The sequence below is a fragment of the Cyanobium sp. WKJ7-Wakatipu genome (assembly GCF_024345355.1).
Classification (GTDB): Bacteria; Cyanobacteriota; Cyanobacteriia; order PCC-6307; family Cyanobiaceae; genus Cyanobium_A; species Cyanobium_A usitatum.
In genome coordinates, this window is the sequence record NZ_JAGQAY010000004.1 from 142,727 (window position 1) to 160,583 (window position 17,857).

A 17,857-nucleotide genomic window follows, 5' to 3' on the forward strand; every position below is an offset into this window, starting at 1 on the left:
CGATCTTGCTTCCTGTTGTTCTGCACCCCGAATGGGCGGGGTGTGGCGTCACTGACCCCTGGGCCTGCTGACTCTCTCGGACAACAGAACGTTTGGGCGTCGCCCTGCTCTCCAAATTTTGGGGGGTGCGGGTGGGCTGAGTCACGGACCCTGCGCATGTTTTGCGCTCCCACTGTCCGTTCCCCCTCCGGTTTCTTTTCCTTCTCCTAATTCCTCCTTCTCGGGAGCAGTTCAATGTCCAAAAAGCGCAAGCGGATTAGCCGTCGCCGGCTCGCGGGCCAGCGGGTGCTGGCGCATGTTCCCACCTTCAATCTCGAGACCGGCTCCCACAAGCCGGTCACGGCAGCACGCCGCTTCATTGCTGAGGAGCTGTTGGTGCCCCCAGCAATTCTCAACGTGCGCCGCAACGAGCACACCACTGATCGCTTCTTCTGGGGCGAAAAGGGTCTGTTCAGCGCCCAGTACGCCGAGGAAAACCATTTCCTGTTTCCTTCACTGCGCACGATCGTCGACCGCATCGGTGAGGAGGTGCTTTTCGAAGGCATCGAAGCCCTCGCCGCCGACGACTGGGAAGAAATGGAGGAGTACGAATACGCCTTCGTTTGAGCTTGGCTTTGCCCTGGCGGAACTCAGGTGGGCCAGTGGTTGTTCAGCATGACCACTGGCTGGCCAAGTAGCTCCGCAGGGCAGGAAACAGGCAGCTATCAATTGTGTGGCCGCCTGTAAACCCAACCAGTTCGGTGTCGATGCCACCGAGTTGCAACTGCTCTTTTAGGGCCTCACTGGCTCCGTAGGGCACCACAGGATCCTGTTCGCCATGGGTGAGCAGGATTTTTGGCAGGCATGCTGCGGTTGGTTGCCAGCCGGGATGGGGGTAGCCGCTGCAGCCGATCAGGCCGGCCAGGGGTAGGCCGCTGCCGGCTGTGGCCACATCAAGGGCCATTGCGGCGCCTTGGGAGAAGCCCAGCAGAGCCGTTTGCTGCAGGGGCACCTCTACAGCTAGGGCCAGGAGCCGCTCTAGCAGCTGGGTTCGAGCGGCAGGTAGCTGGGGCCAATTTGGCTGTTGCAGGTCGTACCACTGGCGGCCGCTACCGCTTGGATGCGGCAGTGGTGCCCGCAGGGCCACCACGCTCACCGCTGGCCCCACCAGCACCTCGGCCAGGTCGAGCAGATCGTCGGCATCCGCTCCCCAGCCGTGCAGCAGCACAAGGCGCCGGTCGCTCAGGTCCGGGCCACTGCGGATCAGTTGGTCGTTGGGCTGGCTGGTTTGGCTACTCATGGCGGGGGATCGATTGCTGCGTAGGTTGGCCCTTATACCTGCACGTTTGGCAGCCATGGCCCCCACGGCCCTTCTAAGCGTCTCCAATAAGGAGGGCCTGGTGCCCTTGGCCGAGGGGCTGCTGGAGGCTGGCTATCAGTTGATTTCAAGTGGCGGCACCGCTGCGGCCCTCAAGGCGGCCGGGCTTGAGGTCACCAAGGTGGCGGAGCACACCGGGGCCCCTGAGATCTTGGGCGGCAGGGTCAAGACCCTGCACCCACGCATCCATGGCGGCATCCTGGCCCGCCGCTGCGAGCCCAGCCACCAGGCTGATCTGGAGGCCCAGGGCATTGCCCCGATCGACGTGGTGGTGGTCAACCTCTACCCATTTCGAGAAACCGTTGCCAACCCCGAGGTGGCATTCGATACCGCCATCGAGAACATCGATATCGGTGGACCGGCAATGGTGCGGGCAGCGGCCAAAAATCACGCCGATGTGGTGGTGCTGACCAGCCCCTGCCAATACGGACCCTTTCTTGAGTGCCTGCGCACCGGAGCCATCAGCGCTGTCCTGCGGCGCCAGCTGGCGCTGGAAGCTTTCCAGCACACCGCCAGCTACGACACGGCGATCAGCAGCTGGCTTGCGGGCCAGCTGGCCGGCGCAGCCGAGCTCCCCTCAGCGGTGGCGGCGCCCCTGCGACTCGAACTGCCCGCCCGCCAGAGCCTGCGCTACGGCGAAAACCCCCACCAACAGGCCACCTGGCACAGCGAGCCCGCTGCCGGCTGGGGCGCCGCGGTGCAACTGCAGGGCAAGGAGCTCAGCTACAACAACTTGATCGATCTGGATGCGGCTCTAGCCACCGTGCGGCAGTTTGGCTACGGCCCCGGGGCTCAGCCCGCGGCGGTTGTGGTCAAGCACACCAACCCCTGCGGCGTAGCAATCGGCCACAACGGCGCCGCTGCCCTCAGCCGGGCCCTTGACGCCGATCGGCTCTCAGCCTTCGGAGGCATTGTGGCTATCAACTGTGTGGTCGATCTAGCCACCGCCGAATTGCTGACCAGCCTGTTTCTTGAATGTGTAGTGGCGCCTGGCTTTGACGGACCGGCATCGGAGCGGCTGGCCACGAAAGCCAATCTGCGCCTGCTGGAATTGAATCCTGCGGCGATCGCTCTGGCGTCCAGGCGCCAGCTGCGCACCCTGCTGGGCGGGGTACTGGTACAGGAGCTAGACGATCAACCGGTTGATGGCGCGGCCTGGCAGGTGGTGAGCGAACGCCAGCCCACAGCCCAAGAGCTCGACGACCTCGGTTTTGCCTGGAAGCTGGCCCGCCACGTGCGCTCCAATGCCATCACCGTGGCCAAGGGTGGTCAGAGCCTGGGCATTGGCGCCGGCCAGATGAATCGGGTTGGCTCGGCCAGGCTGGCCTTGGAAGCGGCCGGGGATCGGGCCAGGGGCGCGGTGCTTGCTAGCGATGGCTTCTTTCCCTTCGATGACACCGTGCGGCTGGCCGCTGGTCAGGGCATCACTGCTGTGATTCAGCCTGGCGGCAGCGTGCGCGATGCCGATTCGATCACTGCCTGCAATGCCCTTGGCTTGGCGATGGTGGTAACCGGTCGCCGTCATTTTCTTCATTAACGCCCTTGCTGGGGCGCAGTGAGTTGTAGTTTCGCTCCATAAGTCCTGTTCTGCTGGGCACTTGCCGCAGCCATCCCTTGGCCCCCTCTGACGCCATGCCCGAAGCCCTCGCCTACAACCTCAACTTCCTCCATCCCCTGTTGATGCTGGGTCTGCTGGCCCTCTCCAGCTACGGGATGCTGCTTGGCATCAAGGCCAAGAAAACCCGCACCGCAGATGCTGAGACCCGCAAGCAGCTGATCAAGGGGCAGTTTGCCAAGCGCCATTTCCAGATCGGCAGCCTGATCCTGGCGATCACCGTGCTGGGCACCTTCGGCGGTATGGCCGTTACCTACCTCAATAACGGCAAATTATTTGTGGGCCCCCACCTGCTTGTGGGCATTGGCATGACCTGCTTGATCGCCCTAGCGGTGTCGCTTACCTCCCTGATGCAGCAGGGCAATCTGATCGCCCGCAAGGTCCATGTGGGCCTCAACATGGCAATGATGACCCTGTTTCTGTGGCAGGCGGTGAGTGGCTTTCAGATCCTCAACAAAATCTGGGAGAACCGCCCTGCTTGAGCGCTGGCTTCGGTTCTAGGTCTCAAGTGAGAAAGACAGCCCAGTTGATTTAGAACTGGGCGCTTCGCCGGGGTGGGCACTCCAGATCGTGGCTGCCGTGGAAATCTTCCTGCACCTTCCAGGTGAGCCGGCGAGAGATCTGCCTCACGATCTGACGCAGCAGGTGGTCGCCGCTCGACTGCACCAGCCCATCAGGCAGCAGGGTGATCACCCCAGGTAGGCGTACCCAGACGCTCAAGTCAAGCTCCCAGCGCACCAAAGTTTGGGACTGGGGATCGTTGGAAGCTACGGCAGCATCATTGGCTTGGTCGAGTTGCAGCGAGGCGTTGAACTCGACGTCGTAAAGCCCACCAAGCTTAGGATCGCCGCCGGGGTGGGGCACGGTCAGAATTCGGTACAGCCCCTGGTTTTGGGGCAGCAACTCCAGGCCGATGGTGGGCTCCACTTCGAAGCCGAAGTTGCCAAAGGTGCCCAGAGTCAGTGCGTAGCCCCGCTTGCCGAGGGGGTCCACAGTCATCGGGTCAGCGCAACGGCGAAACCACCCCTCGTGGTGATCGAGGTATTCGGAGACAACGGGCGCGCTGGCCCGCATTTCCATCACGTCAGCAAAGGCACTGGCATAGCGCCGCACCCTCGGATCATCGCTGTGGCGCAGCAACAGACCGGAGCCCAGCTCTCCCTTGGACGACGGTTGGGCTGGTGCGGTTGACAACGACAAAGGCAACTCCTGGCGTTTGACCAGCCCTGGCAGCAGGATGCCGGACTTGTTCAAGACGTTCTTTAATCAATGTAAAGCCCATGGTGGGCCCAAGTGCCGCCCGCTGTGACACCCGGACACCTTGGTTCGGCTCAGGCTTCGCAGAGTTCGATCAGCCGCTCGATCACGTCTTCCACCACTCGGTCGGGTGTGGAAGCCCCGGAGGTTATGCCCACTCGGATTGGACCTTCGGGCAGGAAGGGCAGCTCGATTTCGAGCTCGCCCCCTAGGGGCATGTGCTCGATGCGGTTGCCAGGGCCAATGCGCTCGGGGGTGTCGATGTGGAAGGAGCGGATGCCGCGGCTGACGGCGATCTCCTGCAGGTGGGTGGTATTGGACGAGTTGTAACCGCCGATCACCACCATCAGGTCGAGGGGCTCATCAACTAGGGCGAAAATGGCGTCTTGGCGCTCTTGGGTGGCGTCGCAAATGGTGTTGAAGGCCAGGAAGTGCTCATTGAGCTCAATGGGGCCGAAGCGCTGCAGCATGGTGCGCTCGAACAGGCGGCCAATCTCTTCGGTTTCGCTCTTCAACATGGTGGTCTGGTTTGCGACGCCCACCCGGATCAGATCGCGGTCGGGATCAAAGCCGGGCGAGCAGGCTTTGGCAAAGCGGGCCATGAATGATTCCCGATCGCCATTGCCGAGGATGTATTCGCTCACCATTTGGGCTTCGGCCAAGTCGAGCACCACCAAGTAGGTGCCGGCGAAGCTGCTGGTGGCGAGGGTTTCCTCGTGCTTGACCTTGCCGTGGATGATCGAGGTGAAGGAGTGCTTTTTGTGCTTTTCCACCGTGTTCCACACCTTGGAGACCCAGGGGCAGGTCGTATCAACGATGTGGCAGCCCCGCTCGCTTAGCAGCTGCATCTCCTGAACGGTGGCGCCGAATGCGGGCAGTATCACCACATCACCGCTGGCAACCTCCGAAAAATCTTTCATGCCGTCTTCCACGGAGATGAACAGCACGTTCATGTCGCGCAGGTGATCGTTGACCGAAGGGTTGTGGATGATTTCGTTGGTGATCCAGATCCGTTCAGTGGGGTAGTGGCGCCGAGTTTCGTAGGCCATCGCCACTGCCCGCTCTACGCCCCAGCAGAAACCAAAAGCTTCAGCCAGCCGCACGGTGAGGCGGCCGCTCTCGAGCGAGTAGCCGCTTTCCCGCAGCTTGGCGATCAGATCGCTTTGGTAGGCCTGCTCCAGGCTGCCTGCCACCTCATTACCCAAGCCGAAGCCTCGGCGGTTGTAACGCTCCGAGTGGTGCAAGGAGCGTTTGAAGGCGCGGGTATCCACAGCGTCGAGGTCTCGGTGAATCAACTCTATGGGCCACTTAGGTCAGAGCTGCGGCTACCAGGGTCATCTGGTGGAGGCCCTCAATTCCTTGCCAGCCCAGATAGACCCCCAGCACTAGGGCGAACACCCCCACCAGCCATTCGGCTCGATGCACAAGCCAGTCGTTGAGGCGGCTCAGGGGCTGGCGCAGCCTGCCGCCGCTCAGCAGCCAGGCCAGTGGTGGCAGCAGCAGTAGCGAGGTGGTTACGGCCACAAATACGGCGCCCACCTCCAGATCCCCGCGCAGGGAGGTGTGGTTGGTGAGCAACATGCCCCCTTCCTTGGCGTAAAAAACCAGATTTTCCGGGCTGACCAAGGCACAGCCGGCCCCCAGTCCGAGCAGGGGAAACCAGTCGAGCTCGGGCAGCTGGCCCATCAGTTGCATCGCCCAGCTCTCCTCACCGATGGCTGCTGCAGGGGTTAGCTGGAACAGCCCCAAGGCCACCAGGGCTCCGGCACCGATCAGGTCCATCAACACCTGGCCGCGGCTGCCCAGCTGCATGGCCCAACTGAAGCGACTGCCTACCAGCACCACCGCTGCCAGCGCGCCACCGTTGGCGAGTATCCAGCCCCCCAGGTAGGTGAAGCAGCGTCGCAGCGGGTTGGGGCCCAGCAGCAGCAGGGCCACCAGAGCGATGTTGAGTGGGCTGAAGGAAATGCCCAGGCCTAGGGCGATGGTCTGGGTGAGCCAGTGGAACGGGAGCATCGCGGGATTGTGGCGCTTAGCCAGCCCCAAGGGCGGGACCGTGGGTTTCCACAGCCGCAATTCCATGCCAGTTCACCTCGCTGGCGCTGAAGCTGTAGCGGCAGGGCAGTACCTCCACGCCCGCTGCCAGGGCCTGGCGAAACAGTTCGCCATAGCGTGGGTCGGCCGCGTCGCCCGGGGCAAAGCGGCTCACATCGCCGCGACTAAGGCAGGGCACCAGTACGGACCGGCTCTCTGGCAGCAGGGCCATCAGCTCCACCAGGTGTTTTTGGCCCCGTTCAGTAACGGTGTCTGGGAAAAGGGCCAGCTCCCCTTCGCTCCAGGTGGTGTTTTTCACCTCCAGGTAGATCGGCCTGGGATCGGCGGCGTTTTCCGCTGGGGTGAGCAGCAGGTCGATGCGGCTGCGGCGCCCTTCGCCATAGGGCACCTCGGCACGGATGGCTGCGATCGGCCCCAGCCAGGGCTCCAGGCAACCGGCCTCAATCGTGGCCCGCACCAGATGGTTGGGGAGGGCCGTGTTGATGCCCACCCAGATGGGCGTGCCATCGGCGCCAGGCACTTGGGCCTGCTCCCAGGTCCAGGCAAGCTTGCGGCTGGGGGAAGGGGCGTGGCGCAAGCGCACCCTTCCGCCGGGGTGCAGCACTCCGGTCATCGGCCCGGTGTTGGCGCAGTGGGCCGTGACCAGCTCGCCGTTTTCTAGTTCGATATCGGCCAGGAAGCGCTTGTAGCGCTTCACCAAGGTGCCCTCTACCAGGGGGCCGAGGCTAAGCACGCAGGTGGCCATGGCGGGCGGGGTGGGATGGATTGGAGCAGGCCAGCCATACTGCCGCCAACTCCCGGGCCTTGGGTCCCACTTGATGGCAAAGTCCCTCAGGCGCATTGCCCTGGTTGTGGCAGTGGCCACTGCCCTCAGCAAGTTGGCCGGCTTGGTGCGGCAGCAGGCCATTGCAGCAGCCTTCGGCGTTGGCGCGGCTTACGACGCCTACAACTACGCCTACGTGCTGCCCGGCTTTCTGCTGATCCTGCTGGGCGGCATTAACGGACCTTTCCACAGCGCCATGGTGAGCGTGCTGGCCCGCCGGCCCCGCCAAGAAGGCGCCTACGTGCTGGCAGCAATCAACACCCTGGTGGGGGCGGGGTTGATCGGGGTGACGGTGTTGCTGCTGGTGTTCGCTGGCCCCCTGATCACCCTGGTGGGCCCGGGGCTGGATGCCACCCGCCACGACATCGCCGTACTGCAGCTGCGTTGGATGGCACCGATGGCCCTATTTGCCGGGCTGATCGGCCTGGGCTTTGGAGCCCTTAATGCTGCTGATGAATTTTGGTTGCCCTCGGTGAGCCCCTTGCTCTCGAGCGTGGCCGTGATCGCTGGTATCGCTGTGCTGTGGTGGCAGCTCGGTGCAGCGATCACCCTGCCCACCACGGCGGTGCTTGGCGGCGTGGTGCTGGCCGGCTCCACAACTTTGGGGGCGGTGCTGCAGTGGCTGATCCAGCTGCCAGCCCTGGCCCGGCAAGGGCTGCAACGCTTTCAGCTGGTGTGGGACTGGAGGGACCCCGGTGTGCGCGAGGTGCTGCAGGTGATGGGGCCCGCCACCCTCTCCTCGGGGATGCTGCAGATCAACGTGTTTGTGTCCCTGTTTTTCGCTTCGGGCATCCCGGCGGCCGCGGCGGGTCTCGGCTACGCCAACCTGCTCGTGCAAACGCCCCTCGGGTTGCTCTCCAATGCCCTGCTGGTGCCCCTTCTGCCGGTTTATGCTCGGCTGACGGCACCGGACGATCGACCTGAGCTGGTTGGTCGTATCCGCCAGGGGCTGATGCTCTCCAACGCCAGCATGCTGCCCCTGGGGGCGTTGATGGTGGCGCTGGCTTTGCCGATCGTGGCTTTGATCTATGAGCGGGGAGCTTTCAATGCCGGTGCTGCGGAGTTGGTGGGCAACCTGCTGATGGCCTACGGCATCGGCATGCCCGCCTATCTGGCTCGCGACGTGCTTGTGAGGGTGTTCTATGCCCTCGGCGATGGGGTTACCCCGTTCCGCTGGTCGATGGCGGGGATTGGGCTGAATGCGCTCTTCTGCTGGGCTTTCGTGGGCGGACCGGTGCCCGGCGCTACCCAGCTGCTGCCTGGCCTCTATTGCGGCGCCGCCGGCCTGGTGCTGGCCACCGTGGCGGTGAATCTGATCACTTGTGTGGGTTTGCTGCTGGCGCTGCAGACCAAGCTCGGCGGGCTGCCATTGCGGCTGTGGCTGCGCGACACGATGCTGCTGTTCGGTGCTGCCGTACTGGCCGGACTGGTGGCCTGGGGCGTGTCAGTAACTGTGGCCTGGCCCACTGGTCTTTGGGGGCGGCTCCTGGAGTGCAGCTTTGCCGGCGGAGTGGGTGTGCTGATCTATGGCGTGGTGGCCAGCCTTGCCCAGGTGCCAGAGGTCAAGGATCTGACCGACCAGTTGCGGGATCGCTTGCCTCGAATTGGCGCCAGGCGCTAGGGGTCGAGGCGAACGTCCCGTTCAGCTCGCACCTGAACTGGAATCTCCAGGTGGGAGCGACCCAGCATCCGGGGGCCGTCCACCGAAAAGATGCGTGCCTCAATGCCGAATTCCTTGAAGGCCGTCTCTAGCTCCTGAATCAGGGCTTTTTCAACCTGGGCCTCGGCGTCCACCACCTTGCCGATTAGGCGTCCGCCCAGGCGACCCAGGCGTTGACGCACCACATCGCGGGCGTTGGTTACCTCAATGACCAGCACAGCCCGTCGCCAGTTCCCACAACCTTATCGGCAAAACTGCTCCAGCACCTCTTCGAGATCTCGCAGCTGGCCGGCGGGCACCAGCCGAGCCAGGGGCAGCCGGGTGGAGCTGGCGCCGATCGGCACCTGCACCGCCTCAAGGGCCTGGCGTGCGCACACCTCCGCCCCCTGGTCCAGCCGGGCGGAACATTCGATCGCCAGGGCCTGGGCCAGGCCGGCGTCGCCGAGGTAGAGGTGCCAACTGGCAACTTGCACATACATGCGATCTGCCAGGACCAGTTCCAGTTCTTTTAGGTCTGTGGCGGAGAGGGTCATAGCCGGGGGGTTGGACGCAGAGCCACTACAGCGCCAGCGTGAACCAGCAACACCAGCAACCAACCCAGGCTGAGCCAGTTGAGGTGGGCCCAGGGGTGACGCATTTCCTGTACCAACCAGAGGCCGCTGTTCAGGGCGGCGAATAGGGCGGCGTGGAGCGTCAGGTTCACGATCCGTTCGAAGTGCCTGTAGGTGGGGTCTTCGGGGTTGGCGGGGCCGTACCAGCGGATGGGCATTGATGGGGAGGCGAGGACGGGGTGTTTGACGGATGGGCCCTCCGTGCGGTGAGAATGGGCCCATGCGCTTGTAGCTCAGCGGATTAGAGCATCTGACTACGGATCAGAGGGTCGGGAGTTCGAATCTCTCCAGGCGCGCTTCTTTCAAAACCGCCTTTGGGCGGTTTTTTTGTGGGTTGGCTTCGACATGGAGGTATCCCTTGCCCGGCGCTGGTCTTTACGATCATCGGACGAATTAACCCTTAACCATGGCCAACCCCGGCGGTGCTGCCCTCAACCAGTCCCTAGCTGCCGGAGATCCCGCCATCGCCGGGCTGATTGAAAAGGAGCTGCAGCGCCAGGAAACCCACCTGGAGCTGATCGCCTCTGAGAACTTTGCCTCCCGGGCCGTAATGGAGGCCCAGGGCTCGGTGCTCACAAATAAATACGCCGAAGGCCTGCCATCCAAGCGCTACTACGGCGGCTGTGAGCATGTGGATGCGATCGAGGAGCTGGCGATTGAGCGGGCCAAGCAGTTGTTTGGTGCCGCCTGGGCCAACGTGCAGCCCCACAGCGGTGCCCAGGCCAACTTCGCCGTGTTCCTGGCGCTGTTGCAGCCCGGCGACACGATCCTGGGTATGGACCTCAGCCATGGCGGCCACCTCACCCATGGCTCGCCGGTGAACGTGAGCGGCAAGTGGTTCAAGGCCGTGCACTACGGCGTGGACCCCGACACCCAGCAGCTCAACTTCGACATCATTCGCCAGCTGGCCCTGGAGCACAAGCCCAAGCTGATCGTCTGCGGCTACTCCGCCTATCCCCGCACCATTGATTTCCAGGCCTTCCGCGCCATCGCCGATGAGGTGGGCGCCTACCTGCTGGCCGATATGGCCCACATCGCCGGCCTGGTGGCGGCGGGCGTGCACCCCAACCCCGTGCCCCATTGCGACGTGGTGACCACCACCACCCACAAGACCCTGAGGGGCCCCCGCGGCGGCCTGATCCTCTGCCGCGATGCCGAGTTCGGCAAGCAGTTCGACAAGGCCGTGTTCCCCGGTAGCCAGGGCGGCCCTCTTGAGCACGTGATCGCCGCTAAGGCGGTGGCCTTTGGTGAGGCCCTACAGCCCTGCTTCCGCGTCTACAGCCAGCAGGTGGTTGCCAACGCCCAGGCCCTCGCCGAGCGCATCCAGGAGCGCGGCATCGCCGTTGTGAGCGGCGGCACCGACAACCACATCGTGCTGCTGGATCTGCGCGGCATCGCCATGACCGGCAAGGTGGCTGACCTGCTGGTGAGTGATGTGCACATCACCGCCAACAAGAACACGGTGCCCTTCGATCCCCAGTCGCCCTTCGTGACCAGCGGCCTGCGCCTGGGCACCGCTGCCTGCACCACCCGCGGTTTTGACGAAGCCGCCTTCCGCGAGGTGGCCGATGTGATTGCTGATCGCCTGCTCAATCCCGAAGACAGCGCTATTGAGCAGCGCTGCCGCGATCGGGTTGCGGCTCTCTGTGAGCGCTTCCCGCTTTACGCAGCAGCGCGTGAGCTTCAGCACGCTTGATCCACTTCAACGCCCGTAAGCTGGTTGCTGAAGGCCATTTTTCGGCTTGCTTCGGTCTGGTTCAGTGACCCTCGCCTACAGCCCCAACGCGGCCGCCTTGCTCACTTTTGCCGTTGCTGCTCTGTGCACGGCTTTGGTGGTGCCAGTGGTACGCCGGCTCGGCTTGCGCTTGGGATTGGTGGATGCTCCCGATTCCCGCAAGCAGCACACCTCTCCCATGGTGCGCCTTGGAGGGGTCGGCATTGTTATCGCCTTTAGTGCAGCCCTGGGTCTCACCTGGGCCTTGGGTGGGTTCGCCAACCTTCCCGCTGCTAAGGACCAGTTGATCTGGACCACCCTGGCTGGAGCTCTTTGTTTTTTCTTGATCGGGCTGGCAGATGATCTCTATGCCCTGCCGCCCCTGCCCCGTTTGGCCGGCCAGTTGGCCATTTCGATGGTTGCTTGGAACGAGGGTGTGCGCATCGGCAACATCGAGATCCCCATGGGCTGGTGGGGAGGCTCTGATCTGCTGCTGCCATTGCCAGATTGGCTCAGCCTGCTGGCAACGGTGATCTGGTTGGTGGGTATCACCAACGCCATCAATTGGCTTGATGGTCTCGATGGTCTGGCGGCGGGCGTGAGCGGTATCGCTGCAGTGGGTTTGTTGTCGGTGAGTTTCAGCCTGCATCAGCCTGCTGCTGGCCTGCTGGCCGCGGCGCTGGCCGGCAGCTGCCTCGGTTTCCTGCGCCACAACTTCAACCCTGCCCGCATCTTTATGGGCGACGGCGGCTCCTATTTCTTGGGCTTTGCCCTAGCGGCGATCAGCATCGTCGGCCCGGCCAAGGGGCTCACCAGCGTCAGCCTGCTGCTCCCGCTGTTGATCCTGTCGCTGCCCTTGGCCGACATGTCGGCTGTGATCATGGGCCGCCTCAGCGAAGGCCACTCTCCCTTCTATCCCGATCGGCGCCACCTGCACCACCGGCTGCTGAGGACGGGACTGAGTCATCGCCGCACTGTGTTGCTTATTTATGCCTTCACCCAGTGGTTGGGCTCCCTTGCCCTGGTGCTGGTGAATGCTGAATTGCGCTTCCTCTGGCTGGCCCTGGCTACTGCGGTGTTGATCTGGGTGCTGGTTAGTACTCGCCGGGCCTTGCAGCAGCCTGCGGCCAACCGGGAGCTGTGAGGCTGTGACAGCCGAGATCCTCTGCATCGGCACCGAGCTGCTGCTCGGCAACATCACTAATGGCAATGCCCGCTGGCTGGCCGAGCAGCTGGCAGCGCTGGGCATCGCCCACCAGCGCCAGAGCGTGGTTGGCGACAATCGCACGCGCCTGATGGCAGCGGTGCGGGAAGCGGCAGGTCGCTGCAGGGTGTTGATCACTACCGGCGGCCTCGGCCCGACCCCAGACGACCTGACCACAGAAGCTATCGCTGCTGCTTTTGACACGCCCCTGGTGGAGCACCCAGAGATCTGGAGCGCCATCCAGGCCCGCATCGGCGCCCGCGGCCGTTTCTGTTCCCCCAGCAACCGCAAGCAGGCATTCCTGCCCGAAGGGGCGGCGGTGTTGCCAAATCCCACCGGCACCGCCCCCGGCATGATCTGGACCCCGCCGGCGGCCCCGGGCATCCAGCCCGGATTCACCGTGCTCACTTTCCCTGGCGTGCCAAGCGAAATGGAGGCGATGTGGTTTGGCACCGCGGAGCCATGGCTGCGCTCAGCTGGTTTGGCTGAGGGGGTGTTCGCCAGTCGCATGTTGCGCTTTTGGGGCGTTTCCGAGTCGGCTCTGGCTGAGCAGATGGCCGATCTGCTGGCCCTAGACAACCCAACTGTGGCTCCCTACGCCGGCGCCGGTGAAGTGAAGCTGCGCCTCACGGCCAGGGCAGGCAGCGTTGCTGAAGCCCAGATCCTGCTGGCTCCGCTTGAGGCGCAGATCCGGGCCCGCTCTGGTAGGGCCTGCTTCGGCGTCGATGACGACAGCCTGGCCAGTGTGGTGCTTGAGCAGATGCGCCGCCGCGGTGAGACGCTGGCTGTAGCTGAGAGCTGCACTGGCGGGGGGCTGGGGGCGGCACTGGCGGCGGTGCCCGGAGCCTCTGATGGCTTTGTTGGTGGGGTGATTGCCTATGCCAACTCGATTAAGCAGGCGTTGCTTGGGGTGCCGCAGGCGCTGCTTGAGAGGCAAGGCGCCGTGAGCGATCCGGTAGCTATCGCCATGGCTGAGGGCGCTCGCCGTGCAACTGGTGCCACCTGGGCAATTGCTGTGACCGGCATCGCCGGCCCGGGGGGTAGCAGCAGTGAGAAGCCGGTAGGACTTGTGCATATCGCCATTGCCGGCCAGGATGGTTGCAGCAGCGAGGCAGTGCGCTTTGGCGCCACGCGGGGCCGGGTCTGGATCCAGCGGTTGACGAGCGGTGAAGCGCTCAATCGCTTGCGCCTGCGGCTGGCCGACGCCCCCGGGGCGCAGCTTTAGGCTTAAGCCTCAGTCGAACGGACCTTTCGTGAGTGCCGGCACCCTCTACGACAAGGTCTGGGATCTGCATCGGGTGGCCCAGTTGCCTGGCGGCTCCACCCAGTTGTTTATCGGGTTGCACCTGATTCATGAGGTGACCAGCCCCCAGGCCTTTGCTGCCTTGAAAGATCTGGGCCTACCGGTGCGACTCCCCGAGCGCACCGTGGCCACGGTTGATCACATCGTGCCCACCACATCCCAGGCGCGCCCCTTTGCTGATCCCCTGGCTGAGGAGATGCTCGCCACCCTCGAGCGCAACTGCAGCGACTACGGCATCCCTATGCATGGCCTCGGCAGCGGCCGCCAGGGAATCGTGCATGTGATTGCCCCCGAATTGGGCCTCACCCAGCCGGGTATGACCGTTGCCTGCGGCGACTCTCACACCTCCACCCACGGGGCGTTTGGGGCGATTGCCTTTGGCATTGGCACCAGCCAGGTGCGCGATGTGCTGGCCAGCCAGAGCCTGTCGATGGGCAAGCTCAAGGTGCGGAGGATTTGGGTTGAGGGTCAGCTGCAGCCCGGCGTCTATGCCAAAGACTTGGTTTTGCACATCATCCGGGTGTTGGGTGTCAAAGGTGGTGTGGGCTACGCCTACGAATTTGCCGGTCCAGCCATCGATGCTTTGACGATGGAGGAGCGCATGACCCTCTGCAACATGGCAATCGAGGGCGGTGCCCGCTGCGGCTATGTCAACCCCGACGCCGTCACCTTTGCCTACCTGCAAGGCCGGCCCTATGCCCCCAAGGCTCAAGCCTGGGAGCGGGCTGTGGCCTGGTGGCGTGGCCTGGCCAGTGGTGCAGACGCAGTTTTTGACGATGCGGTGCGCTTCGATGCTGCGGCCATTGCGCCGACAGTTACCTGGGGGATCACCCCCGGCCAGGGCATCGGCGTTGATGAAACGGTGCCAACCTTGGAGCAGACAGAGCCGGATGAGCGGCCCTTGGCCCAGGAGGCCTACCGCTACATGGATCTGCAGCCCGGCACTCCGATTGCAGGCACAGTGGTGGATGTTTGCTTCATTGGCAGCTGCACCAATGGGCGCCTGTCCGATTTGCAGGTGGCTGCGGCGGTGGCCAAAGGACGCCATGTAGCTCCGGGCATCAAGGCCTTTGTGGTGCCTGGCTCTGAACAGGTGGCGGCGGCTGCGGAAGCTGAAGGGCTTGACCAGGTGTTTAGGGAGGCTGGCTTTGAGTGGCGTGAGCCCGGCTGCTCGATGTGCCTGGCCATGAATCCAGATCGGCTTGAGGGCCGCCAGATCAGCGCTAGTTCAAGTAATCGCAACTTCAAGGGTCGCCAGGGCTCGGCTACCGGCCGCACCCTGCTGATGAGTCCGGCGATGGTGGCTGCGGCCGCAATTGCCGGCAAAGTGTGTGATGTGCGCCAGATGATTAACACCACGCCATGACCGCGGCCATGACCACCTCCAGCTTTCCCTTTGGCCCTATCTCGGCTGTGCGCGGGCGCGCCGTTGTCATCACCGGTGACGACATTGACACCGATCGAATCATTCCAGCCCGTTTTCTTAAATGTGTCACCTTTGACGGGCTTGGCGAGCAGGTGTTTGCCGATGATCGGGCCGAGCTCTCTGGGGAGCATCCCTTCGATCGAGCAGAGCTGCAGGGAGCCACTGTGCTGGTTGTGAATCGCAATTTTGGCTGTGGCTCAAGTCGTGAGCATGCACCCCAGGCGTTGATGCGCTGGGGTATCCGGGCGGTGGTGGGGGAAAGCTTTGCTGAGATCTTTTATGGCAACTGTCTGGCCTTGGGAATCCCCTGTTTCACCGCATCCCACGCCAGCGTGCTGAGTCTGCAAGAGTCGCTGATCGCCGATCCTGGCCAGGAGCTGAGCTTGTCGCTGGCTAAGGCCACCCTGGAAGCCTCCCGGGGACAGCTTTGGCAGCTAGAACTCCAGTCCGGTCCCCAGCAGATGCTGGCTTCTGGGCAATGGGATGCCACCTCCCAGTTGCTGGCCAACGACGGCGAGCTGGCTCGCACCGCTGCATCGTTGCCTTACATCAACGGCTTCTAGGCTTGGGCACGAAGGGTGTGCCATTGCCGTTGAAGTTAAAGTCGTTGAGTTTGATGCGGATGCCGCCGATGCCGTCGTAGGGGCTGTAGTAGACCCCGAGCTCGTAGGAGCGGCGTTGCAGTTTTAATTCCACATAGGAATAGGAAACGTCGCCATAGAATTCGGAGCCATTATCAATGTTGAAGGTGGCACCAGCTTCCAGCACAATTGGACCATAGATCTGTTGGGCTGCTTGAAAACTAAGGGTGCGTAGATCTACCGTGCGATCAAAGCCAAAGGGGCTGGCTCCATTTAAAAAGGTGCCAGCGATTGAGGCGGAGAAGCGGGTGTAATCGAATACGGGTCGATCAAACTGTCCCAGCGTGAACGAAGGTCCGCCCCACAGGGCGAGGGTGTTCTGCTTTGCTCCATCGCTATAAGTGGCTGCATAGCCACTGGCTCCGAAGTTGATTCCCAGGCCTGGTACTACCGGCACAGGTGCATAGCGCAAGCCCCGCTTGGGATCTTTGCTGGCATCAAGGGCAGAGCCCTGCCAGAGCTGCAGGGTGGTGCTTGCTGCCAGGTTGGCATAGCTACGCCATAAAGTTTCGAGGGTATTTGTTCCAAATAGTGTTGCCTCATAGATGCCAGATTGGGTCGCCCAGTTGAGGCTCACCGGTACCAAGTAGGGAGCTTTTTGGGGGGCAGCCTGAGCCTTGGGCTGATTCAAGACCACGTTGCCAGCTAGATTGGCGCCATAGGAATAAACTACGGCTTGAAGTCCCAGGCTGCCATTGTAAATGCGCTCTCGATATGATCCAAATAGATTAGCGTTTGCGCTTGTATGGCCGGGCAGGTTAAGCGGCGCCGTCAGGCGGCTGGTGCTGCGGATGCCGGATCGGAAGTTGTCCGGGTTGAGGGTAGACAGGCTGGCTTCAGCATTTAATGAGAGCCAGCCCATGGGCAGGTTGAGTCCCGCCAGCAGGCCGAACATATCTGCGAGCTTGGCGGTCTGTTCGCTGGTGGGATTAGCCAGGCTTTGTCCAGGAAGCACATAGCTACTGGTACGGCCTTCGATGGCTCGCTGCACATTCAGCTGGGGCTGGAGTTGCAAGCTGCCCCGCTTGCCTATTTTTATTGGCTCCAAATTGTAGCCAATAAAGAAGCCATCGCGATCTTCTTTATCGGTATCCCAGGCAAAACGAGATTCTTCGGCGCCGATGGTTGTGTTTGTGATTGCAGGCAAAGAAACTTTGCCGTCCAGCAGAATCTGGCTGCTGCGGCTGTTGATGCGGGTCACGCCGCGCCCATCCATAACGGCCACCACCTTGCGGGCCAGGCTCCAAGAGGCGGCAGGAGTGAAGGGATCGTTGGTAAAAGCAATTTGTTCGGCAGTCCAGCGGTTGCCTCTGATTTGGATCTGGGCTCCTTGAAAGCGAATGCGGCTGATCGTGCCCCCTTTGTTTGCGGGCGGGCGGTAGCCCTGCCCATTGCTGTTGAGCGAGTCCGTGGTGTCAATAACGGCTCCCAGGTCGAGCTTCACGCTGGTGCTCCAGCTCTGCTGGAACGTCACGTTGCTCACCTTTGAGTCCACGTCTGGCAGCTGCTCGATCTCAGTTGCTTTAACGACAGGTTTCCCAGATCCCATCGAGATCGCCTGTGCCTGCGGGCCGCCCGCCTGGGGGGGGCCGAAAGCAACTGATTCCAGTGCCCTATTTAGAGATAGAGCTGGAGTGGAGAGCTCACTGCCAGGGCAGCCGGCTGGCGCTGGCATGGTGGGCAGGCTGATGCGACCTGGTGGCAACACCCGCACCAGCGTTCTATTGGCAGGATCTGCGCTGAGTGGCGGACAGGCAAACGCTGGTTGGCTGAAGTTAGACGGCAGACCGTTCGTTTTGGCGTTGGGATCTGGGGAGTTGACCTCTTTAAAATTGACCTCTTTAGAATTGACTTCTTTTGAATTGACCCCTTGAGAATTGATGTCCCGGGCAAGGGTGTCCTGCTCGATAACGCCATAGACGTCGTCAAGTTCGCCGCTGCCTTCTAGTTCGCTATAGCGCAGCCGGCTTGCTTGCAGGTATTGATCTCCTTTGATCAGGCGAATTTGCCCGCTGGCGTAGACACTGCGGCTGGCTTCTGCCATTTCGACTCGATCTGCCAGCAGGCGCCAGCCATTGAAGCGTGCTTCTACGTTGCCGGTGGCAACAAACCGGCCCAGTTGCTGGTCGTAGCCTTGCTGATCGGCCTTGATTACAGCAAAGTTGGGAGCAGGAATAACTGAACTAGAGGC

At 62.8% G+C, this 17,857-nt stretch carries 18 protein-coding genes and 1 tRNA gene; 10 read left to right on the top strand and 9 right to left on the bottom strand.

All coding sequences use genetic code 11. The annotated features are described in order from the left end of the window. Positions 1-234: 234 nt before the first annotated feature. Positions 235-606, top strand: a complete 372-nt coding sequence (locus tag KBY83_RS04020; RefSeq protein WP_106632267.1) for a DUF3155 domain-containing protein — start codon at positions 235-237, stop codon at positions 604-606. A gap of 43 nt (positions 607-649) precedes the next feature. Here KBY83_RS04020 and KBY83_RS04025 read toward each other — a convergent pair whose 3' ends face one another. Beyond that, positions 650-1,279: an alpha/beta hydrolase gene (locus tag KBY83_RS04025; RefSeq protein WP_255018414.1), complete on the bottom strand. Its 630-nt coding sequence runs from the start codon at positions 1,277-1,279 to the stop codon at positions 650-652. A gap of 55 nt (positions 1,280-1,334) precedes the next feature. Here KBY83_RS04025 and purH point away from each other — a divergent pair, with 55 nt between their 5' ends. Next, on the top strand, positions 1,335-2,894 hold the full coding sequence (purH, locus tag KBY83_RS04030) for a bifunctional phosphoribosylaminoimidazolecarboxamide formyltransferase/IMP cyclohydrolase (protein ID WP_255018415.1): 1,560 nt from the start codon (positions 1,335-1,337) through the stop codon (positions 2,892-2,894). 95 nt (positions 2,895-2,989) lie between these two features. Beyond that, positions 2,990-3,454, top strand: a complete 465-nt coding sequence (locus KBY83_RS04035; protein ID WP_254960381.1) for a DUF4079 domain-containing protein — start codon at positions 2,990-2,992, stop codon at positions 3,452-3,454. A 49-nt stretch (positions 3,455-3,503) separates the two neighbouring features. Here KBY83_RS04035 and KBY83_RS04040 read toward each other — a convergent pair whose 3' ends face one another. From KBY83_RS04040 to sfsA, 4 genes are all read right to left on the bottom strand, one after another. After that, complete coding sequence (locus KBY83_RS04040; protein ID WP_396093383.1) at positions 3,504-4,166, bottom strand: DUF1997 domain-containing protein; 663 nt, start codon at positions 4,164-4,166, stop codon at positions 3,504-3,506. A gap of 137 nt (positions 4,167-4,303) precedes the next feature. Continuing rightward, complete coding sequence (locus KBY83_RS04045) at positions 4,304-5,500, bottom strand: 4-hydroxy-3-methylbut-2-enyl diphosphate reductase (protein ID WP_106632331.1); 1,197 nt, start codon at positions 5,498-5,500, stop codon at positions 4,304-4,306. Between the two features lie 37 nt (positions 5,501-5,537). Then, positions 5,538-6,245 (bottom strand): GAP family protein, encoded by a 708-nt coding sequence (locus KBY83_RS04050; RefSeq protein WP_255018416.1) that lies wholly within the window; start codon positions 6,243-6,245, stop codon positions 5,538-5,540. A gap of 16 nt (positions 6,246-6,261) precedes the next feature. Next, a complete protein-coding gene (gene sfsA, locus KBY83_RS04055; RefSeq protein ID WP_254942371.1) occupies positions 6,262-7,029 on the bottom strand; it encodes a DNA/RNA nuclease SfsA in 768 nt (255 codons plus the stop codon). A 73-nt stretch (positions 7,030-7,102) separates the two neighbouring features. Here sfsA and murJ point away from each other — a divergent pair, with 73 nt between their 5' ends. After that, a complete protein-coding gene (gene murJ / locus KBY83_RS04060) occupies positions 7,103-8,728 on the top strand; it encodes a murein biosynthesis integral membrane protein MurJ (protein ID WP_255018417.1) in 1,626 nt (541 codons plus the stop codon). On the opposite strand, the gene KBY83_RS04065 is transcribed toward murJ, so the two are convergent. From KBY83_RS04065 to KBY83_RS04075, 3 genes are read right to left on the bottom strand one after another with little or no spacing between them, the layout of a single operon-like run. After that, positions 8,725-8,985, bottom strand: a complete 261-nt coding sequence (locus KBY83_RS04065; protein WP_254935140.1) for a cytochrome-c oxidase — start codon at positions 8,983-8,985, stop codon at positions 8,725-8,727. The genes murJ and KBY83_RS04065 overlap by 4 nt on opposite strands. Before the next feature lie 24 nt (positions 8,986-9,009). Then, complete coding sequence (locus KBY83_RS04070) at positions 9,010-9,300, bottom strand: DUF3181 family protein (RefSeq protein ID WP_255018419.1); 291 nt, start codon at positions 9,298-9,300, stop codon at positions 9,010-9,012. Next, complete coding sequence (locus tag KBY83_RS04075) at positions 9,297-9,536, bottom strand: hypothetical protein (protein WP_255018420.1); 240 nt, start codon at positions 9,534-9,536, stop codon at positions 9,297-9,299. The genes KBY83_RS04070 and KBY83_RS04075 overlap by 4 nt, the downstream gene beginning before the upstream one ends. Positions 9,537-9,600: 64 nt before the next feature. On the opposite strand from KBY83_RS04075, the gene KBY83_RS04080 reads away from it, so the two are divergent. The 6 genes from KBY83_RS04080 to KBY83_RS04105 all read left to right on the top strand — a co-directional run bounded on the left by KBY83_RS04080 (position 9,601) and on the right by KBY83_RS04105 (position 15,588). Then, positions 9,601-9,674 (top strand) — tRNA-Arg (locus KBY83_RS04080). Positions 9,675-9,784: 110 nt separating this feature from the next. Continuing rightward, positions 9,785-11,074: a serine hydroxymethyltransferase gene (gene glyA / locus KBY83_RS04085; RefSeq protein WP_255018421.1), complete on the top strand. Its 1,290-nt coding sequence runs from the start codon at positions 9,785-9,787 to the stop codon at positions 11,072-11,074. Positions 11,075-11,138: 64 nt separating this feature from the next. After that, entirely contained in the window at positions 11,139-12,236 is a 1,098-nt protein-coding gene (locus KBY83_RS04090; protein WP_255018422.1) for a glycosyltransferase family 4 protein, read from the top strand. Between the two features lie 4 nt (positions 12,237-12,240). Then, positions 12,241-13,521 carry a competence/damage-inducible protein A gene (locus KBY83_RS04095; RefSeq protein WP_255018423.1) on the top strand — a complete coding sequence of 427 codons (1,281 nt, stop codon included), beginning with the start codon at positions 12,241-12,243 and terminating at the stop codon, positions 13,519-13,521. A 28-nt stretch (positions 13,522-13,549) separates the two neighbouring features. Next, positions 13,550-14,965, top strand: coding sequence for a 3-isopropylmalate dehydratase large subunit (gene leuC / locus KBY83_RS04100; protein WP_255018424.1), 1,416 nt, complete (start codon positions 13,550-13,552; stop codon positions 14,963-14,965). 8 nt (positions 14,966-14,973) lie between these two features. Continuing rightward, on the top strand, positions 14,974-15,588 hold the full coding sequence (locus KBY83_RS04105; protein ID WP_255018425.1) for a 3-isopropylmalate dehydratase small subunit 2: 615 nt from the start codon (positions 14,974-14,976) through the stop codon (positions 15,586-15,588). Here the strand turns inward: KBY83_RS04105 and KBY83_RS04110 are convergent. After that, positions 15,575-17,710 carry a DUF3769 domain-containing protein gene (locus KBY83_RS04110; RefSeq protein ID WP_255018426.1) on the bottom strand — a complete coding sequence of 712 codons (2,136 nt, stop codon included), beginning with the start codon at positions 17,708-17,710 and terminating at the stop codon, positions 15,575-15,577. The two genes, KBY83_RS04105 and KBY83_RS04110, sit on opposite strands and share 14 nt — an antisense overlap. Between the last annotated feature and the right edge of the window lie 147 nt (positions 17,711-17,857).